Genomic DNA, 20,206 nt, shown 5'->3' with positions numbered 1-20,206 from the left:
ACCGGAATTCCCTCTTCGGGGGCGGCGAGGCAGAATGTCGCGGACCACCCTCGGGCCCGAAAGCACTTTTCGCAGGTCAGTGACCGAACGGGGAACAGAATTGACCGGCAGGACCGCGGGGGTACGATTCTTTGGCCCAGCAGACCGCAGTGATCGATTGGCACCGATGAAGTTGATCTCGACGACCGTGCAGAACGCAAGTTGCGCCGTGCACGTGCAGAGTCCCGGGCACGGGACGCCGGGACGGTGCCTGCCCGGAAACGGGCGCGCGGACAGCGCGGACAGCGGGGCAGCCGGGGGCGAGCGAGGGCGGACACCGACGCCGCGCCGCCGACGCGGATCCATGACGCCGGACAGGGAGTCACTCACGTGACCGTTGCAGGAGAAGGTCAGGTGCCCGTGGGGGAGCTGCTCGGCCGAGCGCCCCGGCGGTCCAAGGGCAAGGAGGCCTGGCGCGCGCTGGTGCGCTGGCGCGACTGGAGCCTGCCCGTCAAGCTCTCGGCCGTCACCGTCGTGCCCATCGTCCTCGCGCTGGTGCTCGGCATCACGACGATCGCCGGACAGGTGAGCCGCTCGGACGAGTACCAGCGGCTCGACCGGCTCGTCGCGCTCGGCGGCCAGACGCGCGCGCTGACCGCCGCGCTGCAGCAGGAGCGCACGGTCACCGCGGCGATGCTGACCGACGGCACCGTCGGCGGCACCCCCGAGCTGGCCGCGGCCCGCAAGGCGACCGACACCGCGATCGACCCGTTCACCTCGGCGCAGGCCCGCGCGGCCGACGTCGAACCCGGGGTGGCCGGCGCCGCCGGCGCGGCGACCGCGCAGATCAGCACCCTCGGCTTCCTCCGCCGTCAGGTCGACGGCGGCCAGCTCGGCCCGGCCCAGGCCGTCACCGCCTACTCCGGGGTCACCGGCGCGCTGATCAGCCTCGACACCGCCGCCACGGCCGGCGCCGGCGACGGCACCCTCGGCGGCACGCCCGCCGGGCTGCACGAGCTGCTGGTCGCGGGCGAGCAGGTGTCGCTCAGCCAGGCCCTGGTCTCCTACGGCATCACCCGCGCGTCGCTGACGCCGAGCGAGCTGGCCACCGTCCGCGCCGCCGAGCTGCGGCTGGCCGACCGGCTCGTCGACTTCCGCTCCGCGGCGGGTGACACGCTGCAGCGCGACTTCGCGGCGATCGCCGAAGGCACCCAGGCGCAGAGCCGCGCCCGGATGGTCGAGTCGGTCGTAAACGCGCAGAGCAGCGCCGTCGACGACGCCTTCCGCGCGCTGTACGCGGCCGACTGGAACGCCGCGTCCGCCGCGATGCGGAAGCAGATCGGCCAGGTCGCCGACCGGCTCGGCGCGTCGGCGTCGGCGACGTCGACCGAGCTGGTCGACGAGGCCAGCAGCGGCGCGGGCCTGCTCGCGGTGCTGCTGTTCGCCGCCATGGTGCTCGCGGTCGCGGTCGTCTTCCTCATCACCCGCCAGCTGCTGCGCTCGCTGAAGGTGTTGCGCCGCAGCGCTCTCGACGTCGCCGAGACGGTGCTACCCGAGGCGGTCCGCAACATCCAGGAAGGCCGCGCGCAGGGCACGGACGTCGTGCCGGTGCCGGTGCGGACCGACGACGAGGTCGGCGAAGTGGCCCGCGCCTTCGACAAGGTGCACCACCAGGCGCTGCGGCTCGCGACCGAGCAGGCCGCGATGCGCACCGGCTACGGCAGTGTCTTCGTCAACCTTTCCCGCCGCAGCCAGAGCCTGGTGCAGCGGCAGCTGCAGCTGATCGAGCAGCTGGAGCGGGACGAAGAGGACGCCGACCAGCTGGCGACGCTGTTCCAGCTCGACCACCTCGCCACCCGGATGCGCCGCAACAACGAGAACCTGATGGTCCTCTCCGGCGCCGAGCCGGGCCGCCGGTCGGGGAAGCCGGTCGGCACCACGGACATGCTCCGCGCGGCGGTGTCGGAGATCGAGCAGTACCAGCGGGTCCAGGTGCAGCCGCCGCCCCCGGCCCGGGTGGTCGGGTACGCCGCGAGCGACCTGATGCGCCTGGTCGCCGAGCTGCTGGACAACGCGACCGCGTTCTCCGCGCCGGAGACGTCGGTGACGGTGGCGTCGCGGCTGGGTGAGGACGGCTCGCTCAACATCGACATCCTCGACAAGGGCATCGGCATGAACGAGGCCGAGGTCGGCGAGGCGAACACCCGGCTGACCGAGGCCGGGTCGGTCGACCTGGCCACGTCGCGCCGGATGGGCCTGTTCGTCGTCGGCCGGCTGGCCAGCCGGCACCGGATCGGGGTTTCGCTGCACGGCGGCAAGGACATCGTCGGGGTCCGCGCGACCGTCGTCGTCCCGCCGGACCTGGTGATGCCGGTGACCGACGGCCCGGTGACCGGCCCGATCGGCTCGCCCCAGCAGCACCCGGCGAGCCCGGCGGCGGGCAACCGCCTGCCGCGCCGCCCGGTCAACGGCAACTCCCGCCCGCGGCCGCTGGTCCCGCCGCAGCCGGCGATGGGGGAGGAGCGCTGGCCGTCGGCGAACGACCTCGCCGGGCTGGCGAACGGCCACGGCCCCACGGCCCCGCGCCCGCCGTCCGACCTCGAGATCTCCGGGACGGCGCTGTTCGCCCCGATCCCGAAGGACGAAGAGGCCCCGCCGCAGCGCCCGACGCTGCCGCCGGTGCCGACCGTGCTCCCGGTCCCGCAGCCCGAGCAGCCCCCGCGCGCCGGTGACCTCCCGGCGGGCAAGGACCTGTTCTCCGCCAACGAAATCACGCTCGGCGACTGGTGGCGCCAGGCGACGACGACCCCGGCCACCCCGCCGCCTGCGGCCGCCGCCCCGGCGCCGGACCGCTCGGAGACGACGCCGATTTTCGACGAGATGCTGTCGGCGTGGTTCCGCGAGGACAAGCCGGCGGCCGGGGAAGAGCCGGCCGCGGCCGCCGCCGCTTCGCCGGCGGTGGAGAAAAAGGCGGCGGAGGAGCCGCAGGAGCAGCAGGAGCCTCGCAGCTGGGACTTCGCGAGCGACGAGAACTGGCGCACGGTCCAGGCGGTGACGAAGGCCGAGCCGACGGCGTTCACCGACGCGGGCCTGCCCCGCCGCCGCCGCGGCGAGCAGCTGATGCCGGGCAGCGCAACGTCGACCCCACCGGCCCAGACCCCGTCGGCCCCGGCCCGCCCCGAGCTCCCGGTCCGCGACCCGGCGGACGTCCGCGGCCGCCTCAGCAGCTTCCAGCAGGGCGTGACCCGAGGTCGCCAGCAGGCCCGCAAGGCCGCCGAGGATGCGGCCCAGGAGCCGGGATCGCCGGTTCTGCCCCAGCGAGGGGCGGGGGAGCAGGCTGGGCAGGCGAACGGCTTGGTGTCGCCGGGTCAGCAGGGGACCGGCGGATCGCAGCCGGGTGCCTTTGAGTCGCCTGCGGCTGCGCCGCAGACGAACGGCCTGCCGCAGCCAGGACCTGCGGCCGGTTCACAGCCGGGGGCCGGCCTGGCGAATGGCCTTGGCCAGCACGGGTTTCCCACTGGTTCGCAGCCGAGCGCTTTCCAGCCGCCTGCGGCCGCGCCGCAGCCGAATGGCCTGCCGCAGCCGAGCCAGCAAGGACCCGCCGCGGCACCAGCCGGGCAACCGAATGGCCTCCCGCAGCCGGGCCCGCAGGGACCCGCGGCGCAAGCCGGGCAACCGAATGGCCTCCCGCAGCCGGGCTCACAGGGACCCGCGGCGCAGCCCGCGCAACCGAACGGCCTGCCTCAGCCAAGCTCCCGGCAGGCCAACGGCCTCGCCCAGCCAGGCCAGCGGCCCGACGAGCCGCAGCCGAACGCCTTCCAACCGGCGCCAGGCCAGTCGAACGGCCCGGTTCTGCCCCAGCCCCAACCCTTCCCGCAAAGCCAGGCACCCGGCGGCCTCCCCCAACCAAGGCAGCAGTCACCCGGCGCGGAGCCACCTCCCGAGCCACCCCCGACCACCGGCCAGCTGCCACCCGCCGGCCGTCCGGCCACCCCGCCGTCCGCGCTCCCGTCCCGCCGCTCCGCCCCACCGGAAGTCCGCGCCGAGGAGGCCACCGCGGAGTGGACCTTCGGCACCGACGAAGGCTGGCGCGCGGTGCAAGCGGTGTCCCAGTCGGCGCCCGCCACCTTCACTTCGGCAGGATTGCCCCGGCGCCGTCGCGGGGAGCAGCTTCTCCCGGGCAGCGCCGGACCGCCCACCGGGGCCACGGCCCCCCGACCCCAACGTGACGCCCACGACGTGCGCGGCCGCCTGCGGAGCTTCCAGCAGGGCATCGAGCGCGGACGCCACCGCACCGCGCGGGCGACCGAGACCAACCACGAGACACTGGAGGGTGAATGACCTCGCCGAGTAATGCGCAGCCGACGCAGAATCAGTTCGGCTGGCTGATCAACGACTTCGCCGAGCGGGTGCCGGGCGTGGCGCACGCCGTGGTCGTCTCGGCGGACGGCCTGCTGCTGAGCGCGTCGAACCGGCTGCCGCTGGACCGGGCCGACCAGCTCGCCGCGGTCGCCTCCGGGCTGGTCAGCCTCACGCAGGGCGCGGCCCGGTGCTTCGAGGCGGGGGCGGTCAACGAGACCGTCGTGGAGATGGAGCTGGGGATCATGGTGCTGATGTCCATCAGCGACGGGTCCTGCCTGGCCGTGCTCGCGGCCCCCAACTGCGACATCGGTCAGGTCGCCTACGAGATGACGATGCTCGTCGACCGGGTCGGCCAGATCCTGACCCCGGAGCTGCGCGCCCAGCTCCAGGGCTCGGGTGGGTCGCTGATCGGCGAACCGGTGGGATGATGGCGCGATGAGCACGGGGTCCGGATCTTTCGGTGAACCACCGGAGGCGCACAACGCCGCTTCCGGCGCAGGGGACGACGGCACCTTCGCCGACGTCCTCAACGGGTTCACCCTGGATTCCGGCCGTGCCCGCCGGAAGCGCAAGAAGAACAAGGAGTCCCCGCCACCCCCGGCCGCCGGTGCGCACGCGGCCGCGGAACCGACGGCGCCCGCGCCGTCGGCCGACCAAGGAGATCCCGTGACCTCTTTAGTCTCTCCACCCGGCAGTACCGACGGGGACGGCCCCAGACCGGGCGGCCTGTTCGACCCGGGCCCGCCCAGCGGCGAGTTCGTCATGCCCACGGTGTTCGAACAGCCCCCGGCTCCCGAAGACCAGACGGCGATCGTCCGGCCGTACGCTTTGACCGGTGGCCGCACCCGCGCGAACTATGCCCTGGAGCTGGAGACACTGGTCTCCGCGAAGGACTACGCTGCCACCGGTGGCTTCCCCGAGGTGGCCGCGGAGCAGATCGAGTGCGTCTCGATCATGGAAGAGTGCCGGACCCCCCGTTCGGTCGCCGAGATCGTGTCGGCCTTGCGGGTGCCTTTGGGCGTGGCCCGGGTGCTGATCAGCGACGCGGCGGACGCGGGGCTGGTCACGGTGCACAAGACGATTACGGGCAATGACGGCGCCGAGGCACATCTGGTGTTGATGGAAAGGGTTTTGAGTGGACTCCGTCGGCTTTAAGGCACCGCGGGACACCGCGCCCCCGACCATGACATCCGCCAAGATCGTGGTGGCGGGCGGCTTCGGCGCGGGCAAGACGACGTTCGTCGGATCGGTGTCCGAGATCGTGCCGCTCACCACCGAGGCGATGATGACCGACGCCAGCGTCGGCGTCGACAACCTCGACCACACCCCGGGCAAGTCGACGACCACCGTCGCGATGGACTTCGGCCGGGTGTCGCTGGACGCGGACCTGATCCTCTACCTGTTCGGCACGCCCGGGCAGCAGCGGTTCTGGTTCATGTGGGACGACCTGGTCCGCGGCGCGATCGGCGCGGTGGTGCTGGCCGACACGCGCCGGCTGGCCGACTCGTTCGCCCCGATCGACTTCTTCGAAGACCGGGGGCTGCCGTACATCGTCGGCGTCAACACGTTCGACGGCGTGCTGGAGCACGACATCAACGACGTGCGCGAGGCGCTGTCGATCGACCCGAACATCCCGATCGTCCGCTGTGACGCGCGGGACCGCGAGTCGACGAAGCAGACGCTGATCACGCTGGTCGAGTACGCGATGCGGCAGTGGATCGCGCTGCGGGCGGCCAAGTCGCGCTGACGCCGCCGGGCCCGGGGAAGCGCCCCGGGCCCGCGACTTTCAGTACTCGTCGTGGAGGCGCCACCAGGAGCTGGGGCCGGCATCGCCGTGGCTCCCCTCTTCCCACGCCTCCTGCCGGCCCAGCGGCGTGATGTCCAGGTAGCGGTGCGTCACCAGGAACTGCTCGCCACCCCGGCCGCTGGTGAAGTACGTGCGGTACACCTGGTCGCCGTCGCGCAGGAACACGCTGACGCCGAAAGCGCTGCCGACGCCGCAGTCGTCGGGGAACTCCGTGCCGTTCGCGGACACCCACGGCACGTCCCAGCCCATCCGGGTCTTGAACCGCTCGATCTCGGCCAGCGGGGCCGGCGCGACGACCTTGAGCGTGACGTCCCGGGCGTGCAGATGCGCCAGGTGCGGCAGGTTGTCGACGATCATCGAGCAGCCGGGGCAGACCGCGTCGCCGCTGCCCGGGTAGAGCATGAAGTGGTAGACGACGAGCTGGGGCCGGCCCTCGAACAGGTCGAGCAGGCTCTGCTCGCCCTCCGGCGAGTCGAACACGTACGGCTTGGTGAAGGGCACCATCGGCAGCCGGCGGCGTTCGGCGGCGAGGGCGTCCGCCGCCTTCATGTGCGCTTTCTCCTTGGCGAGCAGCGCGTCCCGCGCGGCCTGCCACTCTTCCGGCGAGGCGATCGGGGGCAGGGCGAAGGTCGAGGTCATCGGGTGTCCTTTCCTCGGGAGTGGATGAAGCCGGCCAGATCTTCGAAGCACGACGTCCAGCCGTCCTGGTGGCTGTCGCGGTCGGCGGCGGCGGGGAAGCCGCTCTGGGTGAAGGTCATCTCGGTCTTGCCGCCGTGGTCGGCGAAGTCGATCGTCACGAGGGTCTCGGCGCGCAGGTCGCCCTCGGAGTCCCAGGCGAAGGTGAACACGAGCCGTTCGGGGGCGGTGATCTCACGGTAGACGCCGTGCATCCAGTGCTCGTCTCCTTCCGGGCCGCGGATGCAGGCGCGCCAGGCGCCGCCCGGCCGGGTCGCGAGCGTGACGGCGGCGCCGGTGTACCCGTGCGGGCCCAGCCAGCTCGCGAGCTGGTCGGGGTCGGTCCACGCGCCGAACACGAGCTCGCGGGTCGCGTCGAAGACACGGGTGATGGTCAGGACGTCGTCAGGCATCTTCGGGTCCTTCGGTCGTGCGCTGCAGGGTTCGCAGGTGTTCCTCGAGGCGGTCGAACCCCTCGTCCCAGAACGGGCGGTAGGTCGCGACCCAGTCGGCGACGTCTTCCAGGGGTTTCGCCTCCAGCCGGCAGGGCCGCCACTGGCGGGTGCGGCCGCGGGTGATGAGCCCGGCCTGCTCCAGCACCTTCAGGTGCCGCGAAACCGCGGGCAGGCTCATCGGGAACGGCTCGGCGAGCTCGTTCACGGTCGCCTCGCCGGCCGAGAGCCGGGCGAGGATGGCGCGCCGCGTGGGGTCGGCGAGGGCCGAGAACGTGCGGCTCAGGTCATCGGCGGCAGTTGTCATTTCAGCACCTTGTTAATTAAGGGACTCGTTAAACATAGCGCCGAGCTGGGTCTTGTCAAGGCTCCCGCGTGCGGTCGTGAGAGCCGTGTCACTGGTCCTCGGGTTTCCAATAGTAGGAAGTCAAAGTATTTTGGGAGGATGAGCAGTGAGCTGCACCGTCCCGCGCACCCCGTCCGGTTCGTCACGTCGTCGAGCCTCTTCGACGGTCACGACGCGTCGATCAACATCATGCGGCGGATCCTGCAGTCGCAGGGCGCGGAGGTCATCCACCTCGGGCACAACCGCTCGGTGGACGAGGTCGCCACCGCGGCCATCGCCGAGGACGTGCAGGGCATCGCCGTCTCCGCCTACCAGGGCGGGCACGTCGAGTACTTCTCCTACCTCGTCGAGCTGCTGCGCGAGCGCGGCGCGGGGCACATCAAGGTCTTCGGTGGCGGGGGCGGGGTGATCGTGCGCGAGGAGATCGAGCTGCTGCACTCGCGCGGCGTCGCCCGGATCTTCTCGCCCGAGGACGGCTACGAGCTGGGCCTGCCGGGCATGATCAACCTGATGATCAAGGCCTGCGACGTCGACCTCGCGGCCGAAGGCCCGTCGCTGGACAAGGTGCTCTCCGGCGACGTCGCGGCGCTCTCGCGCGTCATCACCCAGCTGCAGGCGGAGCAGCTCTCCGGCGAGCTGCTCGCCGGGCTCACCGAGGCCGCGGGCAAGCGGGAGGTGCCGGTGCTCGGCATCACCGGCACCGGCGGCTCGGGCAAGTCCTCGCTCACCGACGAGCTGATCCGCCGCTTCCGCCTCGACCAGGAGGACAAGCTGCGGATCGCGGTGCTCGCCGTCGACCCGTCGCGGCGCAAGGGCGGTGGCGCGCTGCTCGGCGACCGCATCCGGATGAACTGCCTCGACGGCTCCCCGGTGTACTTCCGCTCGCTGGCCACCCGGACGACGTCCGGCGAGATCCCGGCCGGGCTGAGCGAGTCGATCGTAGCCTGCAAGGCCGCCGGGTTCGACCTGGTGATCGTCGAGACGCCGGGCATCGGCCAGGGTGACGCCGGGATCGTCGACTTCGTCGACCAGTCGCTGTACGTGATGACGCCGGAGTTCGGCGCCGCGTCGCAGCTGGAGAAGATCGACATGCTCGACTTCGCCGACGTCGTCGCGATCAACAAGTTCGAGCGCCGCGGCGCCGAGGACGCCCGCCGCGACGTCGCGCGCCAGCTGGTGCGCAACCGCGAGGCGTTCGACTCCGGTCCCGAGGACATGCCGGTGTACGGCACGAGCGCCGCGAAGTTCAACGACGACGGCGTCACCGCGCTTTACCAGCACCTGCGCGGCCTGCTCGCCGAGCGCGGCCTCACCGTTTCGGCCGGCACGCTGCCGGTGGTCGAGGGCAAGGTGTCGACCGACGCGAGCACGATCATCCCGGGCAACCGGGCGCGCTACCTGGCCGAGATCGCCGACACCGTGCGCGGTTACCACACGAAGACCGGGCAGCAGGTCGCCGCGATCCGCAAGCACGAGGCGCTGGCGACCACCCGCGCCGAGCTGGCGAAGGTGGACGCGGCCACCGACGCGCTGGACGGCCTGCTCGCCACCGCGGAGTCCGGAGTGGACGGCGAGTCGGCAAAGCTCCTCGAGCGCTTCCGCGCGCTGGCCGAGGAGTACCGCCAGGACGAGCTCGTCGTCAAGATCCGCGACAAGGAGCTGCACACGCAGCTGTGGCGCGACACGCTGTCCGGCAACCGGATCCCGCGCGTCGCCCTGCCGCGCTACACCGAGTCCGGCGAGCTGCTGTCGTTCCTGCGCCGCGAGAACCTGCCGGGCTACTTCCCCTACACCGCCGGGGTTTTCCCGTTCAAGCGCGAGGGGGAGGACCCGGCGCGGATGTTCGCCGGCGAGGGTGACCCGTTCCGCACCAACCGGCGGTTCAAGCTGCTCTCGGCCGACTCCGAGGCCAAGCGGCTCTCGACCGCGTTCGACTCGGTCACCCTCTACGGCCACGACCCCGACACGCGCCCGGACATCTACGGCAAGGTCGGCACCTCGGGCGCGTCCATCGCGACGCTCGAGGACATGAAGGTCCTCTACGACGGCTTCGACCTGACCGCGCCGAGCACGTCGGTGTCGATGACGATCAACGGCCCGGCGCCGACGATCCTGGCCTTCTTCCTCAACACCGCGATCGACCAGAAGCTCGACGCCTTCCGTGCCGAGCACGGGCGCGAGCCGTCCGACGCCGAGGCCGCCGAGCTGCGCGAGTGGGCGCTGAAGAACGTGCGCGGCACCGTGCAGGCCGACATCCTCAAGGAGGACCAGGGCCAGAACACCTGCATCTTCTCCACCGAGTTCAGCCTCCGGATGATGGCCGACATCCAGGAGTGGTTCATCGAGCACGGCGTCCGCAACTTCTACTCGGTCTCGATCTCCGGCTACCACATCGCCGAGGCCGGGGCGAACCCGATCTCGCAGCTGGTGTTCACGCTGTCCAACGGGTTCACCTACGTCGAGTCGTACCTGGCCCGCGGCATGGACATCGACGACTTCGCGCCGAACCTGTCGTTCTTCTTCTCCAACGGCATGGACGCCGAGTACACGGTGCTCGGCCGGGTGGCGCGGCGGATCTGGGCCGTGGCCATGAAGGAGCGCTACGGCGCGAACGAGCGGTCGCAGAAGCTCAAGTACCACGTGCAGACGTCCGGGCGGTCGCTGCACGCGCAGGAGATGAGCTTCAACGACATCCGCACCACGCTGCAGGCGCTCTGCGCGCTGTACGACAACGCGAACTCCTTGCACACCAATGCCTTCGACGAGGCGATCACGACGCCGTCGGAGTCGTCGGTGCGCCGCGCGATGGCCATCCAGATGATCATCAACAAGGAGTGGGGCCTGTCGAAGAACGAAAACCCGCTGCAGGGTTCGTTCATCGTCGACGAGCTGACCGACCTGGTCGAGGAGGCCGTGCTGGCCGAGTTCGACCGGATCTCCGAGCGCGGCGGCGTGCTCGGCGCGATGGAGACCGGCTACCAGCGCGGCAAGATCCAGGACGAGTCGATCCTCTACGAGCGCAAGAAGCACGACGGCTCGCTGCCGATCGTCGGGGTCAACACCTTCCGCAACCCGCGCGAGGGTGAGGACGACGTCGAGGTCGAGCTGGCGCGCGCGACGGAGGCGGAGAAGAAGTCGCAGCTGGACCGGCTCGCGGACTTCAAGAACCGCCACCACGAGGAGGCCCAGCAGGCGCTGAAGGCGCTGAAGGAGGCGGCCACGCGCGGCGGCAACCTGTTCGGTGTCCTGGTGGACGCGGCGCGGGTGTGCTCGCTCGGCCAGATCACCGAGGCGTTCTTCGAGGTGGGGGGCCAGTACCGCCGCAACGTCTGACCCCCCGCGCCCGAGGTCAGCGGCGCGTCGCCGCCAGCTGCCAGACCGGGACGAGGACCCGGCCGTCGGCGTCGGTGTTCATCCCGGCCAGGCCGGCCGCGTCCGTGTCGAGCACGACCTGGACGCTCTGGCGCAGCTCGTCCGGGGTCATCGACGTCGTGTAGACGGTCGGTTCGAGCCGGTCGATCGTCCAGTCCTTGCCGACCGTCTCGCGCAGGTTGGCCTCGCTGATCAGGTACGGCGCCGGGAACGTGTCGGGCACGTCGGGGGAGAAGGCGAACAGGTGCAGCCGCGCGCCCGGCCGCGTCGCGCGGGTGAGGGCCGCGAGGTACTGACGCCGCTGGTCTTCGGACAGGCAGTGGTAGAGCGCGCTGTCGAGGACCGTGTCGAAGCGGCCTTCGTAGCCTTCGAGCTTTGTCGCGTCGGCCACCGCGAAGGTGACGTCCGGGGTGCGGGTGCGGGCCTGCTCGATCGCCGAGGGCGCGCCGTCGAGGCCGGTGACGTGCAGGCCGCGGGAGGCGAGGAACGCCGAGTTGTCGCCGAGGCCGCAGCCGATGTCGAGCACCTCGCCGGTGAACTCGCCGGCGTCGGCCAGCGCGACGACGGCGGGCTGCGGCGCGCCGATGTCCCACGGCATCTTCCGCCCGATCGGGGTGGCGCCCTGGTAGAGCTCTTCGAAGTCGATGTCCTGAACGTCCATCACTACCCCCTTATTCAACGTATGATGAGATCACTCCATCCTGCACCACCTGTCAACCTGGTGGTAGTCGTTGAGTATGAAATTCGGGATCTCGACGTTCGTGACCGACGAAGGCATCCGGCCGGACGTGCTGGGCGCGGCGCTGGAAGAGCGCGGCTTCGACTCGCTGTTCCTGGCCGAGCACTCGCACATCCCCGTCAGCCGGGAGAGCCCGTACCCGGGCGGGGGAGACCTGCCGGAGAAGTACAAGCGCACCCTCGACCCGTTCGTGGCGCTCACCGCCGCCGCCACCGCGACGTCGGAGCTGCTGCTCGGCACCGGGATCGCGCTGCTGATCCAGCGAGATCTCATCCACACGGCCAAGGAGGTCGCGTCCCTCGACCTGGTCTCCGACGGGCGCGCGCTGTTCGGCGTCGGCGTCGGCTGGAACCGCGAGGAGATGCGCAACCACGGCACCGACCCGAAGACCCGCGGCGCGCTGATCGACGAGCAGCTGGCCGCGCTCAAGGAGATCTGGACGAAGGACGAGGCCGAGTTCCACGGCCGGCACGTCGACTTCGACCCGATCTACGCCTGGCCGAAGCCCGTCCACAAGCCGCACCCGCCGATCTACATCGGAGGTGAGAGCGAAGCGGCCCTGAACCGCCTCGCCCGCTACGGGGACGGCTGGCTGCTTCGCGGTCACACGCACTTCGACGAGGCCAAGCGCGTCCGCGGCTGGCTCGCCGACCAGGGCCGCACGGACGTCGAGTTCGCCGTTTTCGGCGGTGACACGAAGGCCAAGGTGATCGACGGCTTCCGCGAGGCGGGCGTCGAGCGCTACACGTTCCTGCTGGAGACGATGCCGGAGGCCGAGACGCTCAAGGCGCTCGACGAGCTGGCCGCCGTGGTGGCCGAGCACCGCTGACCGGCCACGGGCCCAGCTCCGGGAGGGCGCCGGTCAGGCCTTCGCCGCCGGCCCTCCCGGACAGCCACGCCGCCAGCTCGCGCACGGTCCCGGTCACTTCGGCGTCTCCTTCGCCCCAGCGCCGGTCGCCGTCGCAGACGGCCACGCCGTCGGGCAGGCGGTCCTGGAGGAACTCCACGGCGTGGCCGCAGAAGTCCGCCGGCCAGTCGGCGAAGCCGACCCCGACGTCGAGGTCCACGGCGTGGATCCAGACCTCGCGCCAGCGGGCGAAGACCGTGCTCGACAGCTTCCCGTCACGGTAGTCGACGTGCTGGTCCCAGTCGGTCATCCGCTCGTCGGTGAGGGTTCCAGGGCGCGGTGCAGCCGGCTGTGGGCCACGGCGACCGCGGCCGTCGGGATCACTTGTCGAGCAGCAGGTGGACCGACAGCTCGAGCCGGTTCGCGACGTCGGCGGCCGACGCCCGGCGGGTCACCCAGGCCACCAGGTTCGCCATCCAGACGTCCGCGACGACGTGGAAGATGTCGCGGTCGGCCTCGGTCGGGTCGGAGATCCCCATCGCCTGGCCGAACATGTTCTCCATCAGCCGCCCGACCTGCTCGACCTCGGCGGCGGCGGAGGTGTCGGCGAACATGAACGCGCGCACCATCGCCTCGGTGAGGTGCGGGTCGCGCTGCATCAGCCGGGTGTTGCGGCCGAGCACGAACATCAGCCGCTCGGCCGGGGTGTCGCCCGGGATGGCCTGGCGTTCCAGCTTCTCCTGCGCGCGTTCGAACTCGCGCGCCAGCCCGGAGACGAGCAGGTGGATCTTCGACGGGAAGTACCGGTACAGGGTGCCGAGCGCGACGTCGGCCTTCTCGGCGACGGCCCGCATCTGGACGGCGTCGTACCCGCCCTTCGAGGCCAGGGCGAGGGTCGCGTCGATGATCCGGCGGCGGCGGTCGCGCTGGGCGGCCGAGCCGAGTTCGTCGGCTCCGATCGCGCTCAGCCCGTTGCCGCGTGCCTTCACCGGCGCTTTGGCTTTGCCGGGCATCGGTGTTCCCCCGTCCTTCGGAACTTGTTCCAGTTCACGACGTAGAGTACCTGTCCTGGCGAAACGTTCAACCAATGACCCACTGGTCGAAAAACTGTAACACGTTCTACACTCGTGAGTAGTGTTCTTACCGCGAGGAGGGCCCATGCCGGTCGCGCTCACCGAGGAACAGGCCGCGCTGGCCGCGGCGATCCACGCCTGGTCGGCCGCGCACCACCCGCGAGAGGCGGTGCGGGCGGCGGAAACCGGTGCTGCCGCGGGGGTTCCCGCCGGCTTCGCCGATCTCGGCCTCTTCGGGGTCGCCCTGCCCGCGGCGGTCGGCGGGGCCGACGGCACCCTTGCCGATCTGGCCGCCGGGCTGGCCGCGGCCGCCGAAGAACTCGTTCCCGGTCCGGTGCTCGGCACCGCGTTGGCCGGTCTGCTGCTCGCTGAGGTTCCTTCGGCGAAGGAGCTGCTCGCGGCCGTCGCCGAGGGGGAAGCTACGGTCGCGGTGCTGCTGGACGAGCTGGTCGACGGCGTCTCCGGGCCGGTGCCGGGAGCCACTCCCGAGTCCTGGCTGCTGGTGCCGGTCGACGGTGGCCACGTGCTGCTCGCGCCGGGGACACCCGGGTTGACCGTGGAGCCGCTGACGCCGTTCGACCTCTCGCGCCCGCTGGCGCGCGTCCGGTTCTCCGGGAGTGCCGACGTCCTGACGTTGCCACCGGTCGTCGCGCCAGCGGCGACCCTGGCTGCGGCCGAGGCGGCGGGCGTGGCGCGGCGGTGCCTGACCGTCGCGGTCGAGTACGCCAAGGTCCGCGAGCAGTTCGGCCGGCCGATCGGCGCGTTCCAGGCGATCAAGCACCTGTGCGCGGAGATGCTGTGCCGCGCCGAAGCGGCCGAAGCGCTGGCGTGGGACGCGGCGTCCGGGCGGCACCCGCTTTCGGTGGCGAGCGCGGCCGTCGTCGCCCTCGATGCGGCCGTGGCCAACGCGAAGGACTGCGTCCAGGTGCTCGGCGGGATCGGGTTCACCTGGGAGCACGACGCCCACCTCTACCTGCGCCGCGCTGTCGCCCTGCGGCAATGGCTCGGCGGGTCGTGGCGCCGTCGGGCGGCTTCGCTGGCGCTCGAGGGGACCGAACGCACGCTCGGCGTCGACGTCGGAGACGATCCTGACCTGCGGGACGAGGTGGCGCGGATCGCCGCGCTTTCCGGCTCCGACCAGCGAGTCGCCTTGGCCGAGGCGGGATTGCTGACCCCGCACTGGCCTGAGCCCTACGGCCGGGGCGCCGATGCGGCTTCGCAGCTGCGGATCGACGGCGCGCTGGCGGCGGCCGGGGTCCGCCGTCCGGACCTGGTGATCGGCGCGTGGGCGGTGCCCACGATCCTCGAGCACGGCAGCGACGAGCAGCGCGAGCGGTTCGCGCGGCCCACGCTGCGCGGTGAGCTCACGTGGTGCCAGCTGTTCAGCGAGCCCGGCGCCGGGTCCGACCTGGCGGCGCTGCTGACGGCCGCGCGGCGCGTCGACGGCGGCTGGCGGCTGACCGGGCAGAAGGTGTGGACGTCGCTCGCCCGCGAAGCCGACTGGGGGATCTGCCTGGCGCGCACCGATCCGGAGGTGCCGAAGCACAAGGGGATCACGTACTTCCTGGTCGACATGCGCGCCGAGGGCATCACGACCCGGCCGTTGCGCGAGATCACCGGCGAGGCCGTGTTCAACGAGGTGTTCCTCGACGACGTGTTCGTCCCGGACGCCGACGTCGTCGGAACACCCGGCGGCGGCTGGCGGCTGGCGCGGACGACCCTGGCCAACGAGCGGGTGGCCCTCGGGAGCGGGTCCGCGGTCGGCGAGAGCGTGCAGTCACTGGTGTCCACAGTGGACGCCTCGGCGCTGGACGACGTGGCGCTGGACCGGCTCGGGTCGTTGGTGGCCTTCGGGGTGGCGGGTTCGGTGCTGGACCTGCGCGCGGCGTTGCGGCAGCTTGGCGGGCAGGATCCGGGCGCGGAGTCGAGCGTCCGGAAGCTGCTCGGCGTGCAGCACCGGCAGGACGTCGCGGAGTTCGCGCTGGAGCTGGCGGGCGCGGGCGGTCTCGTCGCGGGTGATCCCCGGCAGCACGAGTTCCTCCTGACGCGCTGCCTGTCGATCGCGGGCGGCACGACGCAGGTGCTGCGTTCGCTGACGGCGGAACGGCTGCTGGGGCTGCCCCGCTGAGTCTCCTCGTGAGTCTTCTCGTGAGACGGTGCGAAAGGACCGTTCGTGCCGCCGGGCCCGAAACTGTCGGGGGCGTGTTCTAGCGTTGCGGTCGTGGAGTTCAGCGCAGACACCCAGGCCACCTACCTTCCCGCGGATCCGCCGCGGGAAGGCGTGCTGGCGTTGTGGGGCGACGACGTGGCCGGCGGGACCACGATCGAGCTCGTGCTGCCCCGGGGTGCGAAGTTCGCGCGGACGAAGGTCGACGCCGAGCTCGTCCCGCTCGAACGCGCGTTGCCGCGGCTGCTCGCGGTGGGGGAGGACGCCAGCCCGGCCGTCGCGGCGTGGTCGGCGGCCGTCAACGCGGGGGTGAACCTCGTCGCGCGCGGGCGGCTGCGGCCCGCGGCGTCCCCGGGCGGCGCGGCGGCCTGGCGGATCGGCCCGCTCGACGCCGTCGACGAAGAACTGCTGCGCGGCCTGGCCGGCGCGTTGCCGCCCGAGGCGTACGCGCTGCCGCTGACCGGGCTGAAGCGCATCCGCCTGCATTCACCGGACTCCCTGGTGCGCGCCCTCTGGGACGCGACCGCCGACCTGCTGGTCCGCAGCCCGGCGGCGCCGGTTGGGGCGGGCGATCCCGCGTTCGCGACGCGCGAACCGGCCCTGCTCGGCCCGGACGCCGCGGCCTGGCTGGCCGAGCTGGAGGCGCGCGAGCCCCGCGGGGTGCAGGTGCTGCTGCGGGTCGAGGGCCGGGAGGACGACTCGTTCGCCGGGGTGCTGGCGGTGCGCAGCATGGCGGAGCCGAGCCTGGTGGTGGAGGCGTCAACGCTGTGGGACGCGCCGGACGCGGTGCTGAACCGCCTCGGCGACCAGGTGGAGACCCAGCTCCTCCTCGGCCTCCGCCGCGGCGCGCGAGCCTGGGCCCCGCTCAGCCGGGCGCTGGCCGAAGCGGCGCCCGCAGAGCTGCCCCTGTCGGACGACGACGTCGTCGACCTCCTGACGAACGGCACCCGCGACCTCGGCGGCGCCGGCATCGAGGTGCTCTGGTCGAAGGGGTTGTTCGCGGGCGAGGTGAAGGCGAAGGCGAGCGCGACCCAGGCCCCGGCGAGCGTCACGGAGGCGGAGTTCGCGCTGCGAAGCCTCCTGGAGTTCCGCTGGCAGCTCAGCCTGGGCGGCGAGCAGCTGACGGAGGCCGAGGTGGCGGCCCTGGCCGAGGCGAAGCGCCCCTTGGTCCGGCTGCGCGGGCAGTGGGTGCGGGTCGACCCCCAGCTGCTGGCCCGGGTCCGAGGCCGAACCCGCAAGCTCGAGGCGGGCGAAGCCCTGGCGGCGGCCCTGACGGGCGAGCTGGAACTGGACGGCGAACGGGTGGAGTTCGCAGCCCCACCGGTCTTGGGAGGGCTGGCCGCACGCATCCGGGACCGGGATGGCGCGGCGGTGGCGGTGCCCCCGGGCTTGCAGGCGACGCTGCGGCCGTACCAGCAGGCGGGCTTGGCGTGGATGGCCACGATGACGGGCCTGGGTCTGGGTGCGTGCCTGGCTGATGACATGGGCCTGGGCAAGACGATCCAGCTGATCGCGTTGCACCTGCACCGCCGAGCCCTGGCGCAGGCACGCCCCGAGCCGCGAGGGGTGGGCAGGCAGCGGGACGAACTCGCGTCGCCTGAGGCTGGGCAGGTCGCCGAAGTGCCGGGCAAACTCGCGCCGCCCGAGTCAGGGCCGATCGGCAAGCCGCCTGGCGCGCCTGCGGCCGGATCAAAACGGTCGCGCGCGAAGTCGGTCCTGGCCGATCCCGGCGCCGAGGTGCCATCTGTCGGCGGCTCGACCGATCCTGCCGCCGCGCTACCGGCCGATTCCGCCGCCGAAGCTCCCCGATCCGCCGCCGATCCGGAACCAGCCGGTGGCTTGCCGCCGGAGCATGTCCCGGAGCCCGCATCGGAGTCGGTGTCAGCCGCCGAGCCCGCGGCGGATTCGATGCCACCTGCCGAGCCCGCGCCCCCAACCGGCTTCCCGCAACCCGGCGGCCCCACCCTCGTCCTCTGCCCCACCTCCCTCCTCGGCAACTGGGAACGCGAATTCGCCCGCTTCGCTCCCGACATCCCGGTCCGCCGCTTCCACGGCGGCAGCCGCCACCTCGACGACCTCGCTCCCGACGAAGTCGTCCTCGCCACCTACGGCGTCCTCCGCCGTGACCGCGAAACACTGTCCGAAGTGGACTGGGGCCTCGTCGCCGCCGATGAGGCTCAGCATGTCAAGAACCCGCTGTCCGCCACCGCGAAAGAACTCCGCAAGATCCCCGCGCAAGCCAAGGTCGCCCTCACCGGCACTCCCGTCGAGAACCGGCTCACCGAACTGTGGTCCATTGTGGACTGGACCACCCCCGGCCTGCTCGGCCCGCTCGACCGCTTCCGCCGCACCGTCGCGCGGCCGATCGAGCGCGACCGGGACAAGGCCGTCACCGAGCGGCTGGCCGCCACCGTGCGGCCGTTCCTGCTCCGGCGCCGCAAGTCCGACCCGGACATCGCCCCGGAGCTGCCGCCCAAGACCGAGACCGACCGGTTCGTCCCGCTCACCGCCGAGCAGACCACCCTCTACGAAGCCGTGGTCCGGGAAAACATGGCCGAAATCCGGGAGACGCAAGGCATCAAGCGGCGCGGGCAGGTCCTCCAGCTGCTCACCGAGCTCAAGCAGATCTGCAACCACCCCGCGCAGTTCCTCAAGGAGCCGCACGGCGGGCTCACCGGGCGCTCCGGCAAGCTCGCCGCGTTCGAAGAGCTGGTCGACGTCATCCTCGACGAGGGCGAGAGCGTCCTCGTGTTCAGCCAGTATGTCCAGCTCTGCCGGCTGCTCGAACGGCGGCTGTCCGAGCGCGGCCTGCCCACCGAGCTGCTCTCGGGCGAGAGTTCGCCGGCCAAGCGGCAGGACATGGTCGACCGCTTCCAGGCCGGCGAGATCCCGGTTTTCCTGCTGTCGCTCAAGGCGGGCGGCGTCGGCCTCAACCTGACCCGCGCCACCCACGTGATCCACTACGACCGCTGGTGGAACCCCGCGGTCGAAGACCAGGCCACCGACCGCGCCTACCGCATCGGCCAGGACCGGCCGGTCCAGGTGCACCGGCTGATCGCCGAGGGCACGCTCGAGGAGCGGATCGCGCAGGTGCTGGAGAAGAAGCGCGGGCTGGCCGAGTCGATCGTCGGCGCCGGCGAAGACTGGATCACCGAACTGTCCGACGACGCGCTCGCCGACCTCGTGCGCCTCGGGAGCGGGTGATGTCCCCGCGGCGGAACTTCGGCCACACCTGGTGGGGCCGGGCCTGGGTCGACGCCCTGGAGCAGCGCGCGAAGCTCGACCCGAACCGGCTGCCCCGCGGGCGGACGTACGCGCGCAAGGGCACCGTCAGCGAGCTGCACGTCGCCGCCGGGGCGGTCACCGCCCGGGTGCGCGGCAGCCGTCCGGAGCCCTACAAGGTCACCATCACCATGCGCACCTTCACCGACGGCGAATGGGACACCCTGCTCGGCGTCGTCGGCACGCAGCTCGGCCACGCGGCGGCCCTGCTCGACGGCGAGCTGCCGGGCGCCCTCGCCGAGCAGGCCCGCGAGGCGGGCGCCGACCTGCTGCCGGGCCCGGGTGACCTGCGGCCGCGGTGTTCGTGCCCGGACTCGGCGAACCCGTGCAAGCACGTCGCCGCGGTGTACTACCTGGTCGCCGACGAGGTCGACCGCGACCCGTTCACCCTGTTCCTGCTGCGAGGACGTCCCCGGGCGGACGTCCTGGCCGAGCTGCGCGCCCGCCGGGCGCCGGCGCGCGGCGAGAAACCGAAGCTCCCGAAGCCCGTGGACGAGGGTCTGACACCGCGAGCCGCCTACGCGCGACGGCTGGGCGTGCTCCCGGAGCTGCCGCCGCCCCCGCGGGTCGCCGGATCGCCGGCGGTCCTCGACCTCGACCCGCCACCCAGCACCGGCTGGACGGCGGCGGCGCTGTCCAGCCTGGCCGCGGACGCGGCGGCCCTGGCCCGCGACCTGCTGGTCGGCGGCGCGACGGCAGCGGAGCTGACGTTCGAGGAAGACCTCGCCCGGCGCGCGGCAGGACGCTCCGGCTCAGAATTCACCGCTTTGGCGACGGCGGCCGGCGTGCCCCTGCGGGACCTGGTCCGCTGGGCCGAGGCCTGGCGCGAAGCGGGCCGCGGCGGCTTGGCGGTCGTTCGCGAGACGTGGCAACCGGGGCCGGGCCCGCTGGCGGAGGCGCGGGCAGTCCTGGCCGACGCGAGATTGCCGGGAACCCCGAAGGCGTGGCGCAACCGCATGACGCAGGGAGAGCTGCAGCTGCGCTACGGCCGCGACGCTCGTTGGTACCGCTTCATCCGCGTGGGTGGGGAGTGGCGCATGGACGGCCCACCCTCGGCGAGCCTCGTGGACCTGGCCTACTGACCGGCCACTACTACCGCGGCGAA

The 20,206-nt window shown here is 72.2% G+C and carries 15 protein-coding genes; 9 read left to right on the top strand and 6 right to left on the bottom strand.

The window, feature by feature from the left end; translation table 11 throughout:
* Nucleotides 1-393: 393 nt before the first annotated feature.
* The 4 genes from ACZ63E_RS22100 to ACZ63E_RS22085 are packed head-to-tail and all read left to right on the top strand — an operon-like array spanning nt 394 to nt 6,088.
* Nucleotides 394-4,320, top strand: a complete 3,927-nt coding sequence (locus tag ACZ63E_RS22100; protein ID WP_465338106.1) for a sensor histidine kinase — start codon at nt 394-396, stop codon at nt 4,318-4,320.
* Nucleotides 4,317-4,769 carry a roadblock/LC7 domain-containing protein gene (locus tag ACZ63E_RS22095; protein WP_465307622.1) on the top strand — a complete coding sequence of 151 codons (453 nt, stop codon included), beginning with the start codon at nt 4,317-4,319 and terminating at the stop codon, nt 4,767-4,769. Before ACZ63E_RS22100 ends, ACZ63E_RS22095 begins: the two co-directional genes overlap by 4 nt.
* 7 nt (nt 4,770-4,776) lie before the next feature.
* Entirely contained in the window at nt 4,777-5,496 is a 720-nt protein-coding gene (locus ACZ63E_RS22090; RefSeq protein WP_465337993.1) for a DUF742 domain-containing protein, read from the top strand.
* A gap of 28 nt (nt 5,497-5,524) precedes the next feature.
* The gene (locus tag ACZ63E_RS22085; RefSeq protein WP_155542172.1) at nt 5,525-6,088 is read left to right on the top strand and encodes a GTP-binding protein; all 564 of its coding nucleotides are present in this window, start codon (nt 5,525-5,527) and stop codon (nt 6,086-6,088) included.
* Nucleotides 6,089-6,127: 39 nt separating this feature from the next.
* Here the strand turns inward: ACZ63E_RS22085 and ACZ63E_RS22080 are convergent, their stop codons facing one another.
* From ACZ63E_RS22080 to ACZ63E_RS22070, 3 genes are read right to left on the bottom strand one after another with little or no spacing between them, the layout of a single operon-like run.
* Nucleotides 6,128-6,787, bottom strand: a complete 660-nt coding sequence (locus ACZ63E_RS22080) for a DUF899 domain-containing protein (RefSeq protein WP_465337992.1) — start codon at nt 6,785-6,787, stop codon at nt 6,128-6,130.
* Nucleotides 6,784-7,236 carry an SRPBCC family protein gene (locus ACZ63E_RS22075; protein WP_465337991.1) on the bottom strand — a complete coding sequence of 151 codons (453 nt, stop codon included), beginning with the start codon at nt 7,234-7,236 and terminating at the stop codon, nt 6,784-6,786. Before ACZ63E_RS22075 ends, ACZ63E_RS22080 begins: the two co-directional genes overlap by 4 nt.
* Entirely contained in the window at nt 7,229-7,582 is a 354-nt protein-coding gene (locus ACZ63E_RS22070) for an ArsR/SmtB family transcription factor (RefSeq protein ID WP_465307614.1), read from the bottom strand. The genes ACZ63E_RS22075 and ACZ63E_RS22070 overlap by 8 nt, the downstream gene beginning before the upstream one ends.
* A gap of 138 nt (nt 7,583-7,720) precedes the next feature.
* Here ACZ63E_RS22070 and icmF point away from each other — a divergent pair, with 138 nt between their 5' ends.
* On the top strand, nt 7,721-10,954 hold the full coding sequence (gene icmF, locus ACZ63E_RS22065) for a fused isobutyryl-CoA mutase/GTPase IcmF (protein ID WP_465337990.1): 3,234 nt from the start codon (nt 7,721-7,723) through the stop codon (nt 10,952-10,954).
* A gap of 16 nt (nt 10,955-10,970) precedes the next feature.
* Here icmF and ACZ63E_RS22060 read toward each other — a convergent pair whose 3' ends face one another.
* The gene (locus ACZ63E_RS22060; RefSeq protein WP_465337989.1) at nt 10,971-11,654 is read right to left on the bottom strand and encodes a class I SAM-dependent methyltransferase; all 684 of its coding nucleotides are present in this window, start codon (nt 11,652-11,654) and stop codon (nt 10,971-10,973) included.
* 76 nt (nt 11,655-11,730) lie between these two features.
* Here ACZ63E_RS22060 and ACZ63E_RS22055 point away from each other — a divergent pair, with 76 nt between their 5' ends.
* A complete protein-coding gene (locus ACZ63E_RS22055) occupies nt 11,731-12,561 on the top strand; it encodes an LLM class F420-dependent oxidoreductase (RefSeq protein WP_465337988.1) in 831 nt (276 codons plus the stop codon).
* Here ACZ63E_RS22055 and ACZ63E_RS22050 read toward each other — a convergent pair.
* Nucleotides 12,515-12,889, bottom strand: a complete 375-nt coding sequence (locus ACZ63E_RS22050) for a DinB family protein (protein WP_465337987.1) — start codon at nt 12,887-12,889, stop codon at nt 12,515-12,517. The genes ACZ63E_RS22055 and ACZ63E_RS22050 overlap by 47 nt on opposite strands.
* 70 nt (nt 12,890-12,959) lie before the next feature.
* Nucleotides 12,960-13,592: a cholesterol catabolism transcriptional regulator KstR gene (kstR, locus tag ACZ63E_RS22045; protein ID WP_465307604.1), complete on the bottom strand. Its 633-nt coding sequence runs from the start codon at nt 13,590-13,592 to the stop codon at nt 12,960-12,962.
* A gap of 145 nt (nt 13,593-13,737) precedes the next feature.
* Here kstR and ACZ63E_RS22040 point away from each other — a divergent pair, with 145 nt between their 5' ends.
* From ACZ63E_RS22040 to ACZ63E_RS22030, 3 genes are all read left to right on the top strand, one after another.
* Nucleotides 13,738-15,780 carry an acyl-CoA dehydrogenase family protein gene (locus ACZ63E_RS22040; protein WP_465337986.1) on the top strand — a complete coding sequence of 681 codons (2,043 nt, stop codon included), beginning with the start codon at nt 13,738-13,740 and terminating at the stop codon, nt 15,778-15,780.
* 93 nt (nt 15,781-15,873) lie between these two features.
* On the top strand, nt 15,874-19,023 hold the full coding sequence (locus ACZ63E_RS22035; RefSeq protein ID WP_465337985.1) for a DEAD/DEAH box helicase: 3,150 nt from the start codon (nt 15,874-15,876) through the stop codon (nt 19,021-19,023).
* Nucleotides 19,023-20,183 carry an SWIM zinc finger family protein gene (locus ACZ63E_RS22030; protein WP_465337984.1) on the top strand — a complete coding sequence of 387 codons (1,161 nt, stop codon included), beginning with the start codon at nt 19,023-19,025 and terminating at the stop codon, nt 20,181-20,183. Before ACZ63E_RS22035 ends, ACZ63E_RS22030 begins: the two co-directional genes overlap by 1 nt.
* The last annotated feature ends 23 nt before the right edge of the window (nt 20,184-20,206 follow it).

Source organism: Amycolatopsis sp. NPDC104819 (assembly GCF_055583145.1).
Note: the sequence above shows the minus strand (reverse complement) of the source record. Positions and strands in the feature narration are given on the sequence as shown.